Consider the following 14,668-nt stretch of genomic DNA (forward strand, 5'->3'; position numbering starts at 1 on the left):
TGCCTGGGATGGGACGAGGAGGGGGTGGGCGACGGCGGGATACCCCACGCACAGATTTGGGAGGGGTTGCACACGGGCTGTGGTGGTGTTACGTTTGGTGACAGTGGTGACTGGGCTCGGGGTACGAATCCTGTGTTTCCCGGGTGGGCACGGTAGCTCAAAGTGGAGCGCGCGTTTTCGCGAGGTGTCGGTTCGAATCCGGCCCGTGCTGATACGAGGGGGAGTGGATGACGCCATTTGTGGGGTTGGACGCGCGGCAGTTGGGGGCATTGTGGAATGCGTTCCAGTGGTGTCAGGAGCATTGTGTGATTGACGATGCCGAGGTGGAGGGTCAGGGGGTGGAGTATTACAACCTATCGCGGTTGGGGACTGGCCGGGTGGTGATGCGGCTCAAGCGGGAGGGGGAGGAGTAGAATGTCGGAGGAAGACGCGCTGCGCACGGCGGTGATGCACACGTCGGTATACTGGGATTCTGTGCTTGCCGGCTGTGATGAGCATTGCCTGATGGACGTTGAAGTGGGGGGCTACCGACTTGGTGGGCCGGGCGTGGTGGCCCTCTACGTTCACCTGATGGAGTGTGTGAATGGGGAAGGGATCGAGGCCGAGGCCGGTGGGTGATCCTGGCCAGTGGCGGACCAACTGGGAGGCGATCTTTGAGCGGAAGGACGGTGGTGGCGGGGATCGACACGACGCGGGCGGTGGCTCGGGCACGGGCGCATTACGAGGCGCTGGCGGCGACGGCGGAGCCGGCGGAGTGGGAGGGGATCGCCCGGAAGGGGCGGAATCTGGTGGCCTGCCTGTCCTGTGGGACGCTTGGGATGCGTTCCGGGAGCGGCGTGGACGAGAACTGGCGGCGCGCGGTCGCGTACTGGGATAGGGCGGACGGATGAGCGGTCGCACGATCTTGGAGGAGCGGCCGCACGACGGACCACAGAGCGCGTTTCTGGCCAGTCCGGTGTTCGAGGGGGGCTACGGCGGGGCGTTGGCGGCGGGCAAGAGTTGGGCGATCACGCGGGGCGGGCTGCGCTACATGACCAACGGGAACGCCCGGGCGATCATCATGCGCCGGACCTTTCCCGAGTTGCGCGACCTGATGGACAAGGCGCACCAGATCATGCCCTTGCTGGGGCTGACGTGGTATGCGAGCGAGAAGCGGTGGGTGCACAGCAACGGGTTCCGGCTGGAGTTCGGGTACTGTATTGGCGGGGCCACCGAGGTGGTGATGGGTGACGGGTCACACCGTAGGATGGACGAGATACGGATTGGTGATTACGTCCAGACACTAGAGGGCCAGCGCCGCGTGACCGATCACTGGTCCGTCGGGTGGCGCGAAGCGGTGGATGTGACGGTGGAATCGGTGCGATCAACGATCAGCCAGCATCATCCGGTTTTGACGGGAGATGGCCAGTGGAAGACGCCCTCTGAGATTGAAGTAGGTGGCGAAATCGTGCGTACAGAAGGGTCACGGAACACCCAAGCAACTGGACTGCCGCCCGGATGGTTCGCCCGGCTAGCGCAATATGTACCTGATCGTCGGTTAGTGGCTTCATCGGAGTGCGGTAGCGAATCGCAGAGTGGCGACGACAGTGCTCCGATGTCGAAAGTACTTCCAAGTTCTCCGGTCGGTTGTCCCACGGAATTTCGTTGCGGTGATGTACCTGTTCGCCGGGAAGTAGAAGGCGGCCCAGAGAGCACTCGGCAACCAGACGATGCTGGTAAACGTGACCAGACCGGGCAGACCCCGGATGATCTGGAGAGTATTCGAGGACGTACCCCGTGGGGAGGCGCTTGGTACTACCACCCCTACACGAAGGATCGCCGTCCCGTGATCGTGGACGTCCGCTCTTGCTTGGCTGAAATGCGCCCAGTGGGTGCAAAGGCATTATGGGATATGACGGTTGAGGGTGCTAATCATTATATCCTAAAATCTGGAATTGTCAACCGGAACTGTGAGTCGTTTGCGGACGTGCAGCAGTACATCGGGCAGGAGTTCACCTACATCGGGTTCGACCAGCTGGAGCAGTTGCCGGAGGAGCGGATTTGGACGACGTTGATGTCCCGGTTACGCACCACGGACGCTTCGATCCCGCTGATGGCGCGGGCGACGTTCAATCCCGGCGGTCCGGGCCACGGGTGGGTGAAGCGGCGGTTCATTGTGCCGTGTCCACCGGACGGGACGCCGATCTTTGACGAGTACGGGAACACGCGGGCGTTCTTCCAGGCGACGATCTACGACAACCCGACGCTCCTCAAGAACGATCCGCGCTACTTGCAGTACCTGAAGTCATTGCCGGAGACCCAGCGCCGGCAGATGTTGAACGGCGAGTGGGATGCGGGCGAGGGGATCGCGTTCCCGGGGCTGACCGATCGGTCCCATCTGGTGATGGGGCAGACGGTGGTGGACCGGAGCTGGAACCTGTTCGGCGCGTTCGACTGGGGGTATGGCCACAAGTGGGCGTTCGGGCTGTTTGCCGTCCTTCCCGGTGGGCGGATTCGGGTGGTGGACTCGGTGATGGGGAGGCGGCATACCCCGGACATGATCGTGGAGCGGGTGCGTGAGCTGCTCAAGCTCCACGGGCTGAGCTTTCAGGATTTGCAGTACACAGTGGCGGGCTCGGACGTGAAGATTCGGGAGGAGTCCCGGGGCAACTACGGCCCGAGCGTGCTGGAGCAGTTCATGATGGACGGCTGGATGCTGACCAACGCGGACAACTCCCGGGTGGCCGGCTACCAGAATGCGCTGTTGTACGTGGACCGGAAGCGGGTCGAGTTCGCCGACACGGCTGGGAATCAGGTGGGGCTGCGCCAGCTGATGGACATGGCGACCGACCCGGACTTCCCGAACGACGTGTTGAAGGTGGACGTGGACCCGGAAACGGGCGAAGGTGGCGACGACTGGTACGATATGTTCCGCTACGGGCTGATGTCGCGGCCGGTGGCACGGGCGCTCCCGGGCGGGGGCGCCAACAAACTACCTGACCGTCACTTGCCGTGGGACCAGCGGGCGGAGCGAGCATCAACGAAGACGTTTGCGCTTCCAGCCGTCGCGCTCCCCGGTAAGGGCGGGCCAGGATCTACCTCAGGGGAGGTCGTGTGAACGAGTTGCCAGAGACGTTGATCCCGGTCGGGGATCGGATCGTGGTGAAGCCGGAACAGGGCGAGAACAAGTCCAAGGGCGGCATTCTGGTGCCGGAGATGGCCAAGGAGCGCCCGGTGCGCGGGACCGTGATCGGGCTGGGCACCAGCGTGAACGCGATGGTGTTGCGTGAGGGCGTGATCGTGGTCTACGGCCAGTACTCCGGCACCGAGGTCGAAGTCGGCGGCGAGAAGCTGCTGGTCCTGCGGGAAGCGGACATCTTCGGGGTCGTGCAGTGAGACGGCTTGCTGGCGGCATCATCGGGATTGTGCTTCTGGCGTTGGGGTGTCGTGGGGCGGCGCCCGGTTCATGTCGGGCTGGACATGTGTGGGTTGACGCAAGGTTGTCGGCGTCCAATGCCTGTGTACCGACCCAACGCTACGACGACAGTGTGAACACAGCATTGCGAGCTGCAATCGACTCACTACGGTCGGTGAAGCCATGAGTGGCGAGCTGATGGCCCGGGAAACCCGGCACCCGCATTCGCTGTATGATTTCGTGACACACAAGCGGCTCATGCAGACTGAGATCGCCATGATGGCGGAGTTGCGCGGGCTGTACGAGCAGGTCGAACAGTTGACCAAGATTCTGGGAGTCTTGGTGGGAGGTGGGTCGGATGGGGAAGTGGTTCAACCGAGCGGCGACGAGCCCAGCGGACGAATTGCTGGCGATCTACCGCGAGAAGGTGAAGACGCTGGAGGCGGAGAACCGCCGCCTGCAACTGGCGCTGGAGACGGAGAAGCTCCGCATACCGGAGGCTGATGCGGTTGACGGGGTTGGGCAGTTGCCCGACGAGATCGAAGACGCCATCCGCAGCCGCTTCTCCTATAGCCCGATCGCCTCGGGCCTGACCCGCGCCGCCGTCCGCGACATGATGCGGACCTCGCGGAACATCGACGCCCTCCAGGTGCTGGACAACCTCGGGGAGCAGGCATGACCGCCCCCGCCATTCAGGGTGAGGTCGAGGCCCCGGTCACCAATCGCGGGGCCGCGCCCGAGACCAGCGGGAAGCCCGCCGCCCCCAAGTACGGCTTCTATCTCGACGAGAAAGACGAGGCGAAGGCCGCGAGCCGGGCGACCGAGGACTTCGAGCGCAACCAGAAGCATCACCGCTGGCTCGCCGCCGTGTGGAAGCGCAACAAGTGGTGGCGCGAAGGGCGGCGTTTTGTACAAATCGAGAAGAATCAGGACTTGTCGTCCGTCCGGCTGGTGCAGCCGCTTGGGGGTGGAGAACCTCCCCCCGATGCCCAACCTGACCGACCAGTTCACGCGCTCCACGATCGCGATCATGATCGCGGACCCGCCCCGCCCGGAGTGCGAGCCGTCCAAGGACGACATCGAGGCCCGGGATTCGGCGCAGGCGTCCACGCGACTGCTGACACAGGCCGTGAGCGAGTCCGGCCTGAACACGGACGGCGTGTACGAGACGGCGCTGGACGTGGCCGGCACGTATGGCTCCGGGTTCGTGGAAGTCTGCTACGACCCCAAGGGCGGCGGGCTCCAGCCCATGACGATCGCGGCCCGGGTCGGTGCGATGACCGAGGAGGAAGCGGTCCTGGGCGACGGCCCGATGACCCGCAAGTTCGTGATGCCGGACGGCACACTCAGCGACTCCTCGGCCGGCGCCAAGAAGCAGTGGCAGCCTAAGGTCCAGCTCCACGTCCTGCACGGGAATCAACTGCGGTTCCTGCCCAGGATGTGCCAGGGGATCGAGGACGCGCAGGGGGTGGTGATCATCCGCTACGAGTCGTTCGGCAAGCTGGCCTCGATGTACGAGCGGGTCCGGTCCATGACGCCGGAAGATCAGTGGGTGATGTGCCAGTGGCACCCCAACGACAAGCACCGCATCATCCCGCCCGACCTGGAGTACCAGCCGGTGCGCGACCCGGATACGTCCGTGACGCCGCCCGACGACTACCCGGTGGCCACAGTGCGGGTCTACTACCGCTCCCACGAGGCGTACCCCTATGGGTGCCGGGCGGTGTTCGCGGGCAACAAGTTCCGGCTGGAAGCGAAGCCCTTGATGGCGCAGACCCCGGACGGCAACGGCGGGATGCAGGACCAGCTGATGTCGCTCCCGGTCGCGCAGTTCCGCTGGCGCCGGCAGGAAGGCAACCCCTACGGCCAGACGGACGTCGAGATCGCCGGGCCGATGGATGAGCAGCGGGCCGCGATCTTTGTGGGCCGGCAGGAGCGGGCGTGGAAGGCGAATCGCCCCCGCGCGATCATGCCGTTCGGCACCACGATCCAGCCCGAGGAATGGTCCGACTGGGAGAAGCCGTTGCAGGCACCGCCGGGCGGGAAGCCCGAGTGGTTCCCGCTGGCCCCGGACGACGGCACCTCGGTGGACATGATCGAGCGGCTCAAGGCCGAGATGATGGAGGTCTTCGGCATCACGCCGATCTCCCTCGGTCAGGTCGCCGGCAGCGTCCGGTCGGCCGAGCAGCAGAAGACCGCGATCGAGCAGTCCGTGGTGGCCCTCTCGTCCAAGCGCGCCAGCTTCGAGGACGGCTACGAGCGGATGCACCGGCTGATCTTGGAGGCGTACCGGGCCTATTGGGATGTCCCCATGCTGCTCCAGTACCAGACCGACGACGGCGCCTATCAGGTCGAGTCGCTCCTGCGGGAGGATCTGGGAAATACCTCAGCAGTGAGAGTTCGGCGCGGCTCGGGCACGATGCTGTCCGCGACCGCCAAGAACGACCTCATCATGCAGCAGGCCCAGATTATGGGGCCGCAGGAAGCTACCCGGTTACTGCGCGACAACCTGGCCCCGCTGGTGGGGCTGCGCGACGAGCCCGCGACCAAGCGGATCAAGCGGCAGCTGCATCGGTGGCGCAAGGGGCCGGAGCCTGAGGTGGCGCAGGCCAAGCCGCAGCCGCAGATCGACCCCGCGACCGGCCAGCCCGCGATCGACCCCATGACCGGGCAGCCGGTGATGGTGGACCCGGTGGCGCAGGCCGCAGCGGCGGTGTTCGAGCAGCTCCCGGTGGACGACGAGCAGACGGTCGCCGCGCTCCAGCACGCGGAACTGCTGGAAGCGGTGTCCGAGATGGACATGCACGCCCATCCGCCCGCATGGAATCAGGCGCTGGTGCAGCGGTACCTGTACGCCCGGCAAGCGGCCGGGATCATGACCGTGATGGAGCAGCAGCAGCAGGCCGCGCAACAGCAGCAGGCGCAGGCGCAGCAAGCCCAGCAGGAGCAGGAAGGCAAGCGGGCCGAGAAGCAGGAAGACCGCGCCCACGAAGCCAAGGAGCGCGAAGCCTCTAGCGAGGCCGAGATGCAGCGCGAGCAGATGCGGGCAGCCGCCCGCTCCCAGATGCCCCAAACAGGAGCCTGACCGATGTGCAGTATTCAGCCCACAGCAAACACGCCGTGTCCTAGGTGTGGCCATTGCCCGACATGCGGCCGCAGTAACCCGCAGCGCCTCATGGCGCAGCCCATCTGGTTAGTGCCACAATACACGGGGTGGTGGTTTGGGCCGATTGTGACGAACGTCGCTACCAGCGGCACAATCACGACCACCGGCGGTGGCCAAGCTGTGGGTGCCGGAACGACCCGAATCGGGTAAGTGTATCGTTTCTAACCAGTCCCACTTGACAGTGGGCGGAGGCTGACGTAGATTTATGACCGACAACAATCCTGTAGCGGACTTTGAGTCCGAGCTGGACCGGGCGTTCAACGCGGCATTGCCGGACGACTCGCCCGAGCTGGCTGTACCGAGCGGTGACGCGGAACCTGCGAAAGCGGACGCGCCCCCGGCCCCCGACGTATCGACACCCCAGATTGGGGTAGATCGCGGGGATGGACGAGACGCCACGGGGAAGTGGGTTGGGAAGGGACAAGAGCCCGCGAAAGCGGGCGAAGGAATGCCCGCTCCCGACGCTGTACTGCCGGACGCTGAGGTTGAGGCCGCGAAAGCGCCCGATCCGTTCCGGGTAAGGTTCCGAGGTGGCGAACACGAGGTGATCCCGGGTGCGGTCGTTCGAGAGGACGGCCTGTTGGTCCCGAAGGAGCACATCCAGCGCGCCCAGGAACTGTTTGGCCGTGCCCTCAAATATGACGAGGAGCGCGCCCAAGTCAAGGAGCAGTTGTTGAGGTCGCGGCAGGCGGAGTCTTCGGCGAAAGCCAACGAGACTGCGATGCAGGCCGAGATCAATCGCCTGTTCGAGATCGCGGGGTTGCAGAACGACGAGGAGCTGGCCGTGCAAGCGGTGCAGTACATGCTCGAACTGCGACAGTCCCGACCGATCCTGGAACAGCGCATCGCCCTCGAACGCGAGAAGGCGGAGCTGGCGTTGCAGCGCGAGTTGCAAGCCCCAGACCCTGAGCAGACCCGCGAGCACGTCACCCAGCAGGTGGTGGGGACGGCCGCCGAGCATCTGCGCTCCTTCGAGCCGCACCTTCAGGGCCTGACCGAGGAGGATGGACAGACGATCCTCCAGCGGGTGATGGACGACCCCGAACGATATGCCTACCGGGTGGGACGCACCCTCAGCGAGCGCGAGCGCGCCGCCGGGGTCCAGCCGGGCGAGGTGGTGTTCGATGTGGACGCCCTCTACCGCGACGTGCAGGTCTTGCACTCGTACCGCCAGAAGATCATCGCGGCGGAAGCCGCACAACGCGAGGCCGTGAAGGCCGCGCAAGCCAATGCTCGGGCGACCGCGAACGCGGCGCCACCGCCCCCCGCTCCGACCACCAACGGCAAGGCCGAGGCCGACAAGCCCCGCCAGATCGCCAAGGGGCAGACGTGGGACGAGTTCAAGGAGAGCTTGGCGTTTACCCTCGATTGACCTAGGAGGCCACTATGGCCTATTCCGTAACGACCTCGCTGACCGACCTCCAGAAGCTCGGCAAGCAGGTCCACGCAGGCGTCTTCCTCGGCGCCGTGAAGCGATCCGAAGCGTTCAAGCGCTTCAAGCAGTTGAAGGACTTCGACATGAACCTCTCCCAGTGCAGCGTGACGTTCACGCTTGACCTGCTGGAGAACGGCGTGGGGTCGTTCATCGCCGAAGGTGGGCGCGAGTCCGATCCGAAGACCGTGGCGCCGGTTGACGCGACGGTGACGTGGGCGAACTACAGCGACCGCTGGTCGTTCACGAAGACCTCGCAGTACCTCGACGCGAAGCACACCAAGGGACTGCTCATGAAGCAGGCCAAGTTCCAGACCATCAAGATGGTCGAGGGACTGTGCAAGCGCGTGGGCATCGCGTTCTACGGCGCCTCCTCGGGCGTCATCTGCCAGACCTCCACGAACGCCACGCAGGCCAACGGCACCTACACCCTCGAAGACGGCTTCGATCAGAGCACGATCGACAACCCCGAGTACCTCGCGGGCATGTTCACCACGAACGACCGCGTGGCGCTGGTGCGCTCGGGCACGATCGTGACGAACTCCACGGGTGGCGACGTGACGGCCCGCTCGCTCTCGGGCGGCACCATCGCGGTCACTTGGGGTGGGTCGGTGGACTCGGACGCGAACGATCAGGTCGTGTTCTCCAACTCCTCGCTGTCGGACGGCGGGACCGGGCTGGCGTACACCGACTACAACAAGGCGCCCTACGGCCTGACGGAAATGGCCACCACGTCCTCGCTGTTCGGTATCGCGACCTCCTCGTATGACAACTGGGCGGCGGCGCACTCGGATACCTCGGGCGGCGACCTCACTGGCACGAAGCTCAAGAAGGGACAGCACGAGATCGGGTTCAAGGGCACGGGCGCGAAGGCGAACCTGCTCATCATGGACCCGGGCGTGGCCCGCCGGCTGTACCAGACCACCTCGAACGCGGTGCAGTTCAACGACCCGCTCGGGATGGAGATTCTCGGCTCGGTGAAGACCGGCGGGATCAGCAGGAGTCGGAAGACCCGCTCTGCCCCCCGGGCTGGGCGTTCCTCCTCGACGACCGCGAGTTCATGAAGTGGTCGCTGGTGGACTTCCCGAGCGATACCGCGACCTCGCTGGAAGGGCTGGAGAACTCGAACATCGACAAGCTGCAAGACGTCAACGGCAGCGTGTTCGCGTTCGATCTCCCGTTCAACTTCCTGACGAAGAAGCGCGCCGCGATGGCCTACTGGACCGGCCTGACCCGCGCCTAAGCAGTGATCGAGGGGGTTGGCATGGCGCCGGCCCCCTCCCACTGACCTGACCACACACAAGGAGTACCTATGGCTGCACCGTCCAATGTGACCGTGCCCCTCCATCGAATTGGCCCCGAAGAGGCAATCGACCTAATCTATCAGATCGTCACGCAACTGAACTTGCTGACAGGCGCCGTGCGCGCCGGGTTCACCAAGATCGACGCCGATGCTGGTACTGGGATGGACACGGACTACTTCGCAACCATCGTGGATGCTGCCGGCTCACACCCGGTGCAGCAGATCACACTGACCGAGGGGCTGTAATGGCGCAGGTGATTCGGTGGGAACGGGAACCCCTCCCCGCGTGGGAACACGAACTGGGACGGATCAGCGGTCCCACCGAACACCTGTCCCACTTGGTGATGAAGTGGGTGCCGTTCGCGAACCAACGCCTGGCGCAACGCTGGGTCGTGTTCGAGGCGGTCCCCTTTCCCTACTGCTTCCCCGTGCTGAACCAGATGCGCGAGGAACTCCTGCTCACCGATCCGTTGGTGCGATGGGCGTGGGAGTATGCAGAGCAACACAATGCGTTTCCGGTCCCCTTCTGGGTAGCCCAAGGCCATGCCCTCGGGCACCCGACCGGGTACAACGTGATCGAGCAGGCGCAGGCCACGGTCGGCCTCCTGCCCGACAAGCCGCCGGTCATCGGTGAGCTGGAGTACATGGAGCCGAACGCGCTGATGTTCGAGGCGATCCGGCGTCGCAGTACGATCAACCGCAAGCTCAAGAACGCGATGGACGAGCGCGCGATGATCCGGGACGAGGCGCAGCGGAAAGCGCGCCAGACCCTGTTGGACCAGACCGAGGCCCTGTTGTCGGACTCGGTGGAGGCGGCGACCCGCGAGTTCGTGCAGTCCGCGCCCGTGATGGAGCGTGGGCAGGCGAACCGGGCCAACGTGGATGACGAACACCTCGCCGAATACGTCGAAACCGGGCACTTGCCCTACCTCAAAGCCCCTATCTAGGGAGGAATCACCCCGTGGCACGCAATAGCGCGATCGAGCACCCGCAGGTCAAGGAGCGGGTGGTCCGCCGATTCAAGGACCGGCACGGCCGGGTGTACGAAGCCACCATCGACATCCGCACCAACCAGCCGATCTCCCGTATGCGCCCGATGTTCAAGGCGCCGTGGCATTCGGATCGAGCGGTCTTGGTCCACAACGAGGACGACGGCACGTCCGCGATCGACTTGCGTGAAGACGTGGTGATTGCCGAGCGGAAGCAGGCCCACAAGGAGTGGGAAGACTCGCTGACCCGCTACGGGCTGGCGATGCACGGCGAAGCGTTCAACCCGGCGCAGCCGACCGCTGCCCTGTTGCGCGTGATCGGGCCCAAGCCGGAGCCGGTGGAGTACGCGCTGGCCGCGAAGAAGGGCGACCCCTGGATTCTGGGCAACACGACCGAGATGCCGGTGTGGGCGAAGAAGCTGCGGGCGCAGGAGCGGATCGTGGAAGATGAGTACGCCTTCCTGACCGCGAGCGAGACCGATCCCTACGGGGACATCGAGGAGCAGGTAGACCCCCAAGCCATCGGCGGCAAGCGTGTCCCGGTGAAATCACGAGGTAGGTAAATGGCCAACAACATCGCGTCAACGGCGCTCGCGACTGGCGTGCAGGTCGTCACGCTGGACACCACGGGCTCGGTCAAGCTCCCGTGCCCCAGTGACACCAAGGTGTCGCGCTGGGTTCTGCATGTGATCTTCAACGGGGTGACCCCGGGCGCGTTTGTGCCGGAGTTGTCGATCTTCGGGACGGGCGTGGACCTCACTGCCGACACGGTGGAGTGCGCCTACTACAAGGTCTCGACCGGCTCGACCGCCATCACGGCGGGCACCGCGACGAGTGCGGTCGATCAGGACATCTACGTGGTGCCCTGCGACGGCTGTGAGCTGACCCTGAACTTCACGGCGGCGACCCACTCGCTGACCGTGTACGCGATGCCCCTGCTCGGGTAATGCGGAACTTCGCCGCCACGAAGCGCCGGGCGTTCGCGCCGCAGATTTCTACGGCCCAGCCGCAGAACCTGCGGCCGACGTTCGGCGGTACGCTGCTCCTGCCGACCGGCGTGACCGAGAACCGGGTCACCGGCCGGACGGAAGGGAACCCCAACAACATCGTGGTGGACTACGCTTTGGGCGGACCATCCCAGGGCGGTCAGGTGCATTTCGTGGCCACCCCGGGCGAGTTCAACACGGCGTTGCAGCAGGTGGCGGGCACGACCACGCACGACATCGTGGTCATTACGGCCGACTTCACGGTCGCGGTCACGAAGTCCTTGCCATTGCGTCCGAACAATGCGTGCAAGTGCGACATCGTGTCGCTCGCGGTCTGGAACGGGACGTTCGGGAAGGCGCACGGCGAGCGGGTCACCCAGAACGAGTCGGGACTGGCGACGTTGACGCGCGAGCTGATCTGGGACGGGACGGGCACGCCGCCCGGGAACGCCTCGACGGGCATTCCCAAGGGTGGCTGGAATATGTTCGACACCGGGGCGATCAGCTCCGTGTACTCGGACCGGGCCAGCGGCTATCGGTTCATCGGGATCAAGTTCCGGCCGCATCCTTCGGAGTCCCGCATCAGCGGGTACTTCATGACGATGGGCCAGTTCGGCTCGGGCCAGAACAACGTCACGAAGGAGCCCACTGGGATCATCTTCGACCGTTGCGTGTGGGCGTTTGGGACTACGCAGGTCAAGGGTGCATTGGTCCTCTCGTGCCGGAACTCGGCCGTGATGGGGTGCTGGAATCGGAGAGTGCTTCAGCTTCAACAACGACCGCCTGTTGGACAGCCTTGGGATTACCGGGTCCGATCAGCGACGGTGGTTGTGGGCGGACGTGAACGGCATTCTGGTGGCGAACAGCTCGGGCGGTGTCCTGATCGAGAACAACTACATCGACTCGACGGGAATCAATGTCATGTTCGGCGGCGGCGCCCAGAGCGTAGGCGCCAACATCACCAACTGCGTGGTGCGCCGGAACTATATCACCAAGGACGAGGCGTACTACAACGCCCGAGCCTTGGCGGTAGTCAACGGCAACATCAACGACTGCACGACGAAGAACCTGTGGGAGTGCAAGAACGGACTGTACTTCGTCATCGAAGACAACGTGTTCCGCAACTCCTACGACTACATCGGGCAGGGGCAGAACGGACAGGTCTTCGTCCCGAAGAACCAGTCCTACGGGTCGCCGGGGTTTGACCCAGAGGCGGGCCACATCCTGATCCGTGGCAATTGGATTGACGACTTTCAGATCGGCATGGGGCCGCTTGGGTTTGCCGGCGTGGCGAATGATGCGTCCGCTATTGCTTCGCTGTATGTCCGGGAAATCCATGTGGTGGACAACCTGTTCACCGACTGGAACAACTCCGCGTTCGGTTCTCCGCGCATCTTCCAGATTTCGGACCAGATCGGGCGTCTGTACTGGAAGCACAACACGGTCTACGGGGCGAACAACCTGTCGAACGGCAAGGTCATGATCTTCGACAGCTCGATGACCACGCCGACGCGCCCGGTGGACGAGCTGAACTGGGACGACAACATCCAGAGCTGGGGCGAGTGGGGCACCAACGGCGGGATCAGTCGCGGCGGCGGCCCGAACGGGGATGCGGCGCTGGCGGCGGTCTGTACGACGTACAGTTGCTCCGGGAACGCCTTCATGCGCGGCGTGTCGGGCACGCCGACCGGGTACCCGGCGGGCAACTACTACCTCGCGGCGTGGACTGACATCTACGAGTCGGCCGACATCGCGGCGGGCGTCTACAAGCCGAAGACCTCGTGGGCCGATCGGCTGGCGAGCGACGGCTGGACCAAGGGGATCAGCGACTGGGACCACTTCGCGTCCCGGATCGCGGGAGTGGATAGCTAGATGGCCATTGCCTTTCGTTCGGCCTCAAACTTCGGCACCGCAACGGCATCGACGTCTGTGGTCGGGCCGAAACCATCTGGGGTCACGGACGGGGACACGCTGGTCGCCTTCACCGAGTGCCGCAAGGAGAGTGCAGTCGGGGAGCAATCGGGGCCGGCGGGGTGGGCGAACACGGTCAGCAACAACCAGGAAGCTGGTCCCTCGCACAATCTCCAGTGCTGGACCAAGACCGCGACCTCCTCGGAGCCGGCGGACTACACGTGGACCAACACCGGCGGCGGGGCGTGGGCCGGGACGATTCTGGCCTATAGCGGGGTCGGAGCGATCGGGGCGACCGCCAGCGGGTCGGAAGCGACCCTTGACACGACGCAGACCTGCGACGGGCTGACCACGACGACGGACAACGCGGTGGCGATCTACGCCTTCGGGTTGAACGAGGGCTCCTCCCCGACCCGCATCCCGCTGACGCCGCACGCTTCGGCCACCAAGCGTGGCGAGGCGAACTCGACGGTCACGGGCGTGGGGATGGGAGTCTCGGCACACGACGAAGTGCGGGCCACGGCCGGCGCGACGGGCAGCCGGGACGCGACCACGGCGGGCGCGAACAGTACGAACACCTGGATTGCGATTGAGCTGATCGAGGCGAGCGGTGGTGGTGGTGGTGCCCTGCTCAAGAAACTTCTCCTAGGCGGGTAGCCTCATGGCATTTCTGCGAACGAACATCACGCCGGACTCGGTAGACAACTCGGTCATCATCCGCATTCTGACTCCACGGACGGCACGCCAGAGACCGGAGTGGTTGCGGCGACGTCCGGCTTGGCGCTGGAGTATCGGCGCGAGGGCGCGGCCAGCACGGCGATCACCGAGGCCGACCTGACCAACCTGACCGACGCGCACAGCGATGGCGGACTCAAGCACATCGGGAACGGCTACTACCGGCTCGACGTGCCAGACGCTGCCTTCGCCTCGGGCGTGCCCGGGGTGTTGGTCCACGGCACGGTGACCGGGATGGTCGTGCAGGGGGTCTACTGCGAGCTGGCCTACCGCACGGTCAACGCGGTCCAGATCAGCGGCGACTCGGTGGCGGCGGACAACCTGGAGAACGCCTTCGACGACACGGCTGGCCCGGTGCCGTGGGTGGGGATCGTGGATCAGGGGACAGCGCAGAGCGCGACCGGCACGACGATTGTCTTGCGGGCGGCGACCCCGATCGGGGCGGACGATGTGGCGATTGGGTGTGTGGTGGCGGCCTACGGCTCGACGCAAGGCTACTGGCAGTTCCGGGCGATCACGGACTACGTGACGGCGACGGATACCGCGACGGTCGATACGTGGACGGTGACGCCCTCGGGCACGATCAGCTACAAGGTCTTCGGATCGCCCCCGGTGTCAGCCTCGTACCTCCCGGCGGTGAACGTGACGCAGTTCGGCGGATCGAGCGGCACCTTCTCGGGCGGGCGGCCGGAAGTCAACATGAGCCATGTGGCGGGCTCCTCGGTGAGCACCACGGTGGCGCAGATCGGCGC

General features: G+C 65.1%; 19 protein-coding genes and 1 tRNA gene. 18 read left to right on the plus strand and 2 right to left on the minus strand.

All coding sequences use genetic code 11. The annotated features are described in order from the left end of the window. Window positions 1-146: 146 nt before the first annotated feature. The 4 genes from IPK85_03240 (at window position 147) to IPK85_03255 (ending at window position 890) form a co-directional block, all read left to right on the plus strand. Window positions 147-211 (plus strand) — tRNA-OTHER (locus tag IPK85_03240). A gap of 16 nt (window positions 212-227) precedes the next feature. Further along, window positions 228-413, plus strand: coding sequence for a hypothetical protein (locus tag IPK85_03245; protein MBK8246401.1), 186 nt, complete (start codon window positions 228-230; stop codon window positions 411-413). A gap of 1 nt (window position 414) precedes the next feature. Beyond that, window positions 415-618, plus strand: a complete 204-nt coding sequence (locus tag IPK85_03250; GenBank protein MBK8246402.1) for a hypothetical protein — start codon at window positions 415-417, stop codon at window positions 616-618. Between the two features lie 35 nt (window positions 619-653). Beyond that, window positions 654-890, plus strand: coding sequence for a hypothetical protein (locus IPK85_03255; GenBank protein ID MBK8246403.1), 237 nt, complete (start codon window positions 654-656; stop codon window positions 888-890). Window positions 891-1,370: 480 nt separating this feature from the next. Here the strand turns inward: IPK85_03255 and IPK85_03260 are convergent, their stop codons facing one another. After that, a complete protein-coding gene (locus tag IPK85_03260) occupies window positions 1,371-1,883 on the minus strand; it encodes an HNH endonuclease (protein MBK8246404.1) in 513 nt (170 codons plus the stop codon). An 83-nt stretch (window positions 1,884-1,966) separates the two neighbouring features. On the opposite strand from IPK85_03260, the gene IPK85_03265 reads away from it, so the two are divergent. The 11 genes from IPK85_03265 (at window position 1,967) to IPK85_03315 (ending at window position 11,231) form a co-directional block, all read left to right on the plus strand. Further along, a complete protein-coding gene (locus IPK85_03265; GenBank protein MBK8246405.1) occupies window positions 1,967-3,097 on the plus strand; it encodes a hypothetical protein in 1,131 nt (376 codons plus the stop codon). 17 nt (window positions 3,098-3,114) lie between these two features. Beyond that, a complete protein-coding gene (locus IPK85_03270) occupies window positions 3,115-3,375 on the plus strand; it encodes a co-chaperone GroES (protein MBK8246406.1) in 261 nt (86 codons plus the stop codon). A gap of 377 nt (window positions 3,376-3,752) precedes the next feature. Beyond that, entirely contained in the window at window positions 3,753-4,073 is a 321-nt protein-coding gene (locus IPK85_03275; protein MBK8246407.1) for a hypothetical protein, read from the plus strand. Between the two features lie 306 nt (window positions 4,074-4,379). After that, window positions 4,380-6,479 (plus strand): hypothetical protein, encoded by a 2,100-nt coding sequence (locus IPK85_03280; protein MBK8246408.1) that lies wholly within the window; start codon window positions 4,380-4,382, stop codon window positions 6,477-6,479. A 286-nt stretch (window positions 6,480-6,765) separates the two neighbouring features. Continuing rightward, on the plus strand, window positions 6,766-7,932 hold the full coding sequence (locus tag IPK85_03285; protein MBK8246409.1) for a hypothetical protein: 1,167 nt from the start codon (window positions 6,766-6,768) through the stop codon (window positions 7,930-7,932). Between the two features lie 14 nt (window positions 7,933-7,946). Continuing rightward, entirely contained in the window at window positions 7,947-9,056 is a 1,110-nt protein-coding gene (locus tag IPK85_03290; protein MBK8246410.1) for a hypothetical protein, read from the plus strand. Then, window positions 9,053-9,235 (plus strand): hypothetical protein, encoded by a 183-nt coding sequence (locus IPK85_03295; GenBank protein ID MBK8246411.1) that lies wholly within the window; start codon window positions 9,053-9,055, stop codon window positions 9,233-9,235. The genes IPK85_03290 and IPK85_03295 overlap by 4 nt, the downstream gene beginning before the upstream one ends. A gap of 69 nt (window positions 9,236-9,304) precedes the next feature. Next, window positions 9,305-9,541, plus strand: a complete 237-nt coding sequence (locus IPK85_03300) for a hypothetical protein (GenBank protein ID MBK8246412.1) — start codon at window positions 9,305-9,307, stop codon at window positions 9,539-9,541. Further along, window positions 9,541-10,242, plus strand: coding sequence for a hypothetical protein (locus tag IPK85_03305; GenBank protein ID MBK8246413.1), 702 nt, complete (start codon window positions 9,541-9,543; stop codon window positions 10,240-10,242). The genes IPK85_03300 and IPK85_03305 overlap by 1 nt, the downstream gene beginning before the upstream one ends. A 14-nt stretch (window positions 10,243-10,256) precedes the next feature. After that, window positions 10,257-10,847, plus strand: coding sequence for a hypothetical protein (locus tag IPK85_03310; protein MBK8246414.1), 591 nt, complete (start codon window positions 10,257-10,259; stop codon window positions 10,845-10,847). After that, window positions 10,848-11,231, plus strand: coding sequence for a hypothetical protein (locus tag IPK85_03315; protein ID MBK8246415.1), 384 nt, complete (start codon window positions 10,848-10,850; stop codon window positions 11,229-11,231). It begins immediately after the preceding gene. Window positions 11,232-11,430: 199 nt separating this feature from the next. Here the strand turns inward: IPK85_03315 and IPK85_03320 are convergent, their stop codons facing one another. Then, on the minus strand, window positions 11,431-11,763 hold the full coding sequence (locus IPK85_03320) for a hypothetical protein (protein MBK8246416.1): 333 nt from the start codon (window positions 11,761-11,763) through the stop codon (window positions 11,431-11,433). Window positions 11,764-12,110: 347 nt separating this feature from the next. On the opposite strand from IPK85_03320, the gene IPK85_03325 reads away from it, so the two are divergent. From IPK85_03325 to IPK85_03335, 3 genes are all read left to right on the plus strand, one after another. Further along, window positions 12,111-13,142 (plus strand): hypothetical protein, encoded by a 1,032-nt coding sequence (locus tag IPK85_03325; protein MBK8246417.1) that lies wholly within the window; start codon window positions 12,111-12,113, stop codon window positions 13,140-13,142. Continuing rightward, entirely contained in the window at window positions 13,143-13,838 is a 696-nt protein-coding gene (locus IPK85_03330; protein MBK8246418.1) for a hypothetical protein, read from the plus strand. It abuts the gene before it with no gap. Between the two features lie 99 nt (window positions 13,839-13,937). Continuing rightward, a partial coding sequence (locus tag IPK85_03335) for a hypothetical protein (GenBank protein MBK8246419.1) occupies window positions 13,938-14,668 on the plus strand: 731 nt, incomplete at its 3' end.

The sequence above is a fragment of the Gemmatimonadota bacterium genome (assembly GCA_016712265.1).
Taxonomy (GTDB): domain Bacteria; phylum Gemmatimonadota; class Gemmatimonadetes; order Gemmatimonadales; family Gemmatimonadaceae; genus RBC101.

Bases quoted from the DNA above. Each gene is read 5' to 3' on its own strand.
- IPK85_03305 (MBK8246413.1), top strand. From the start codon at position 9,541: ATGGCGCAGGTGATTCGGTGGGAACGGGAACCCCTCCCCGCGTGGGAA.
- IPK85_03295 (MBK8246411.1), top strand. From the start codon at position 9,053: ATGAAGTGGTCGCTGGTGGACTTCCCGAGCGATACCGCGACCTCGCTG.
- IPK85_03300 (MBK8246412.1), top strand. From the start codon at position 9,305: ATGGCTGCACCGTCCAATGTGACCGTGCCCCTCCATCGAATTGGCCCC.
- IPK85_03280 (MBK8246408.1), top strand. From the start codon at position 4,380: ATGCCCAACCTGACCGACCAGTTCACGCGCTCCACGATCGCGATCATG.
- IPK85_03250 (MBK8246402.1), top strand. From the start codon at position 415: ATGTCGGAGGAAGACGCGCTGCGCACGGCGGTGATGCACACGTCGGTA.
- IPK85_03260 (MBK8246404.1), bottom strand. From the start codon at position 1,883: ATGCCTTTGCACCCACTGGGCGCATTTCAGCCAAGCAAGAGCGGACGT.
- IPK85_03330 (MBK8246418.1), top strand. From the start codon at position 13,143: ATGGCCATTGCCTTTCGTTCGGCCTCAAACTTCGGCACCGCAACGGCA.
- IPK85_03315 (MBK8246415.1), top strand. From the start codon at position 10,848: ATGGCCAACAACATCGCGTCAACGGCGCTCGCGACTGGCGTGCAGGTC.
- IPK85_03275 (MBK8246407.1), top strand. From the start codon at position 3,753: ATGGGGAAGTGGTTCAACCGAGCGGCGACGAGCCCAGCGGACGAATTG.
- IPK85_03285 (MBK8246409.1), top strand. From the start codon at position 6,766: ATGACCGACAACAATCCTGTAGCGGACTTTGAGTCCGAGCTGGACCGG.
- IPK85_03290 (MBK8246410.1), top strand. From the start codon at position 7,947: ATGGCCTATTCCGTAACGACCTCGCTGACCGACCTCCAGAAGCTCGGC.
- IPK85_03245 (MBK8246401.1), top strand. From the start codon at position 228: ATGACGCCATTTGTGGGGTTGGACGCGCGGCAGTTGGGGGCATTGTGG.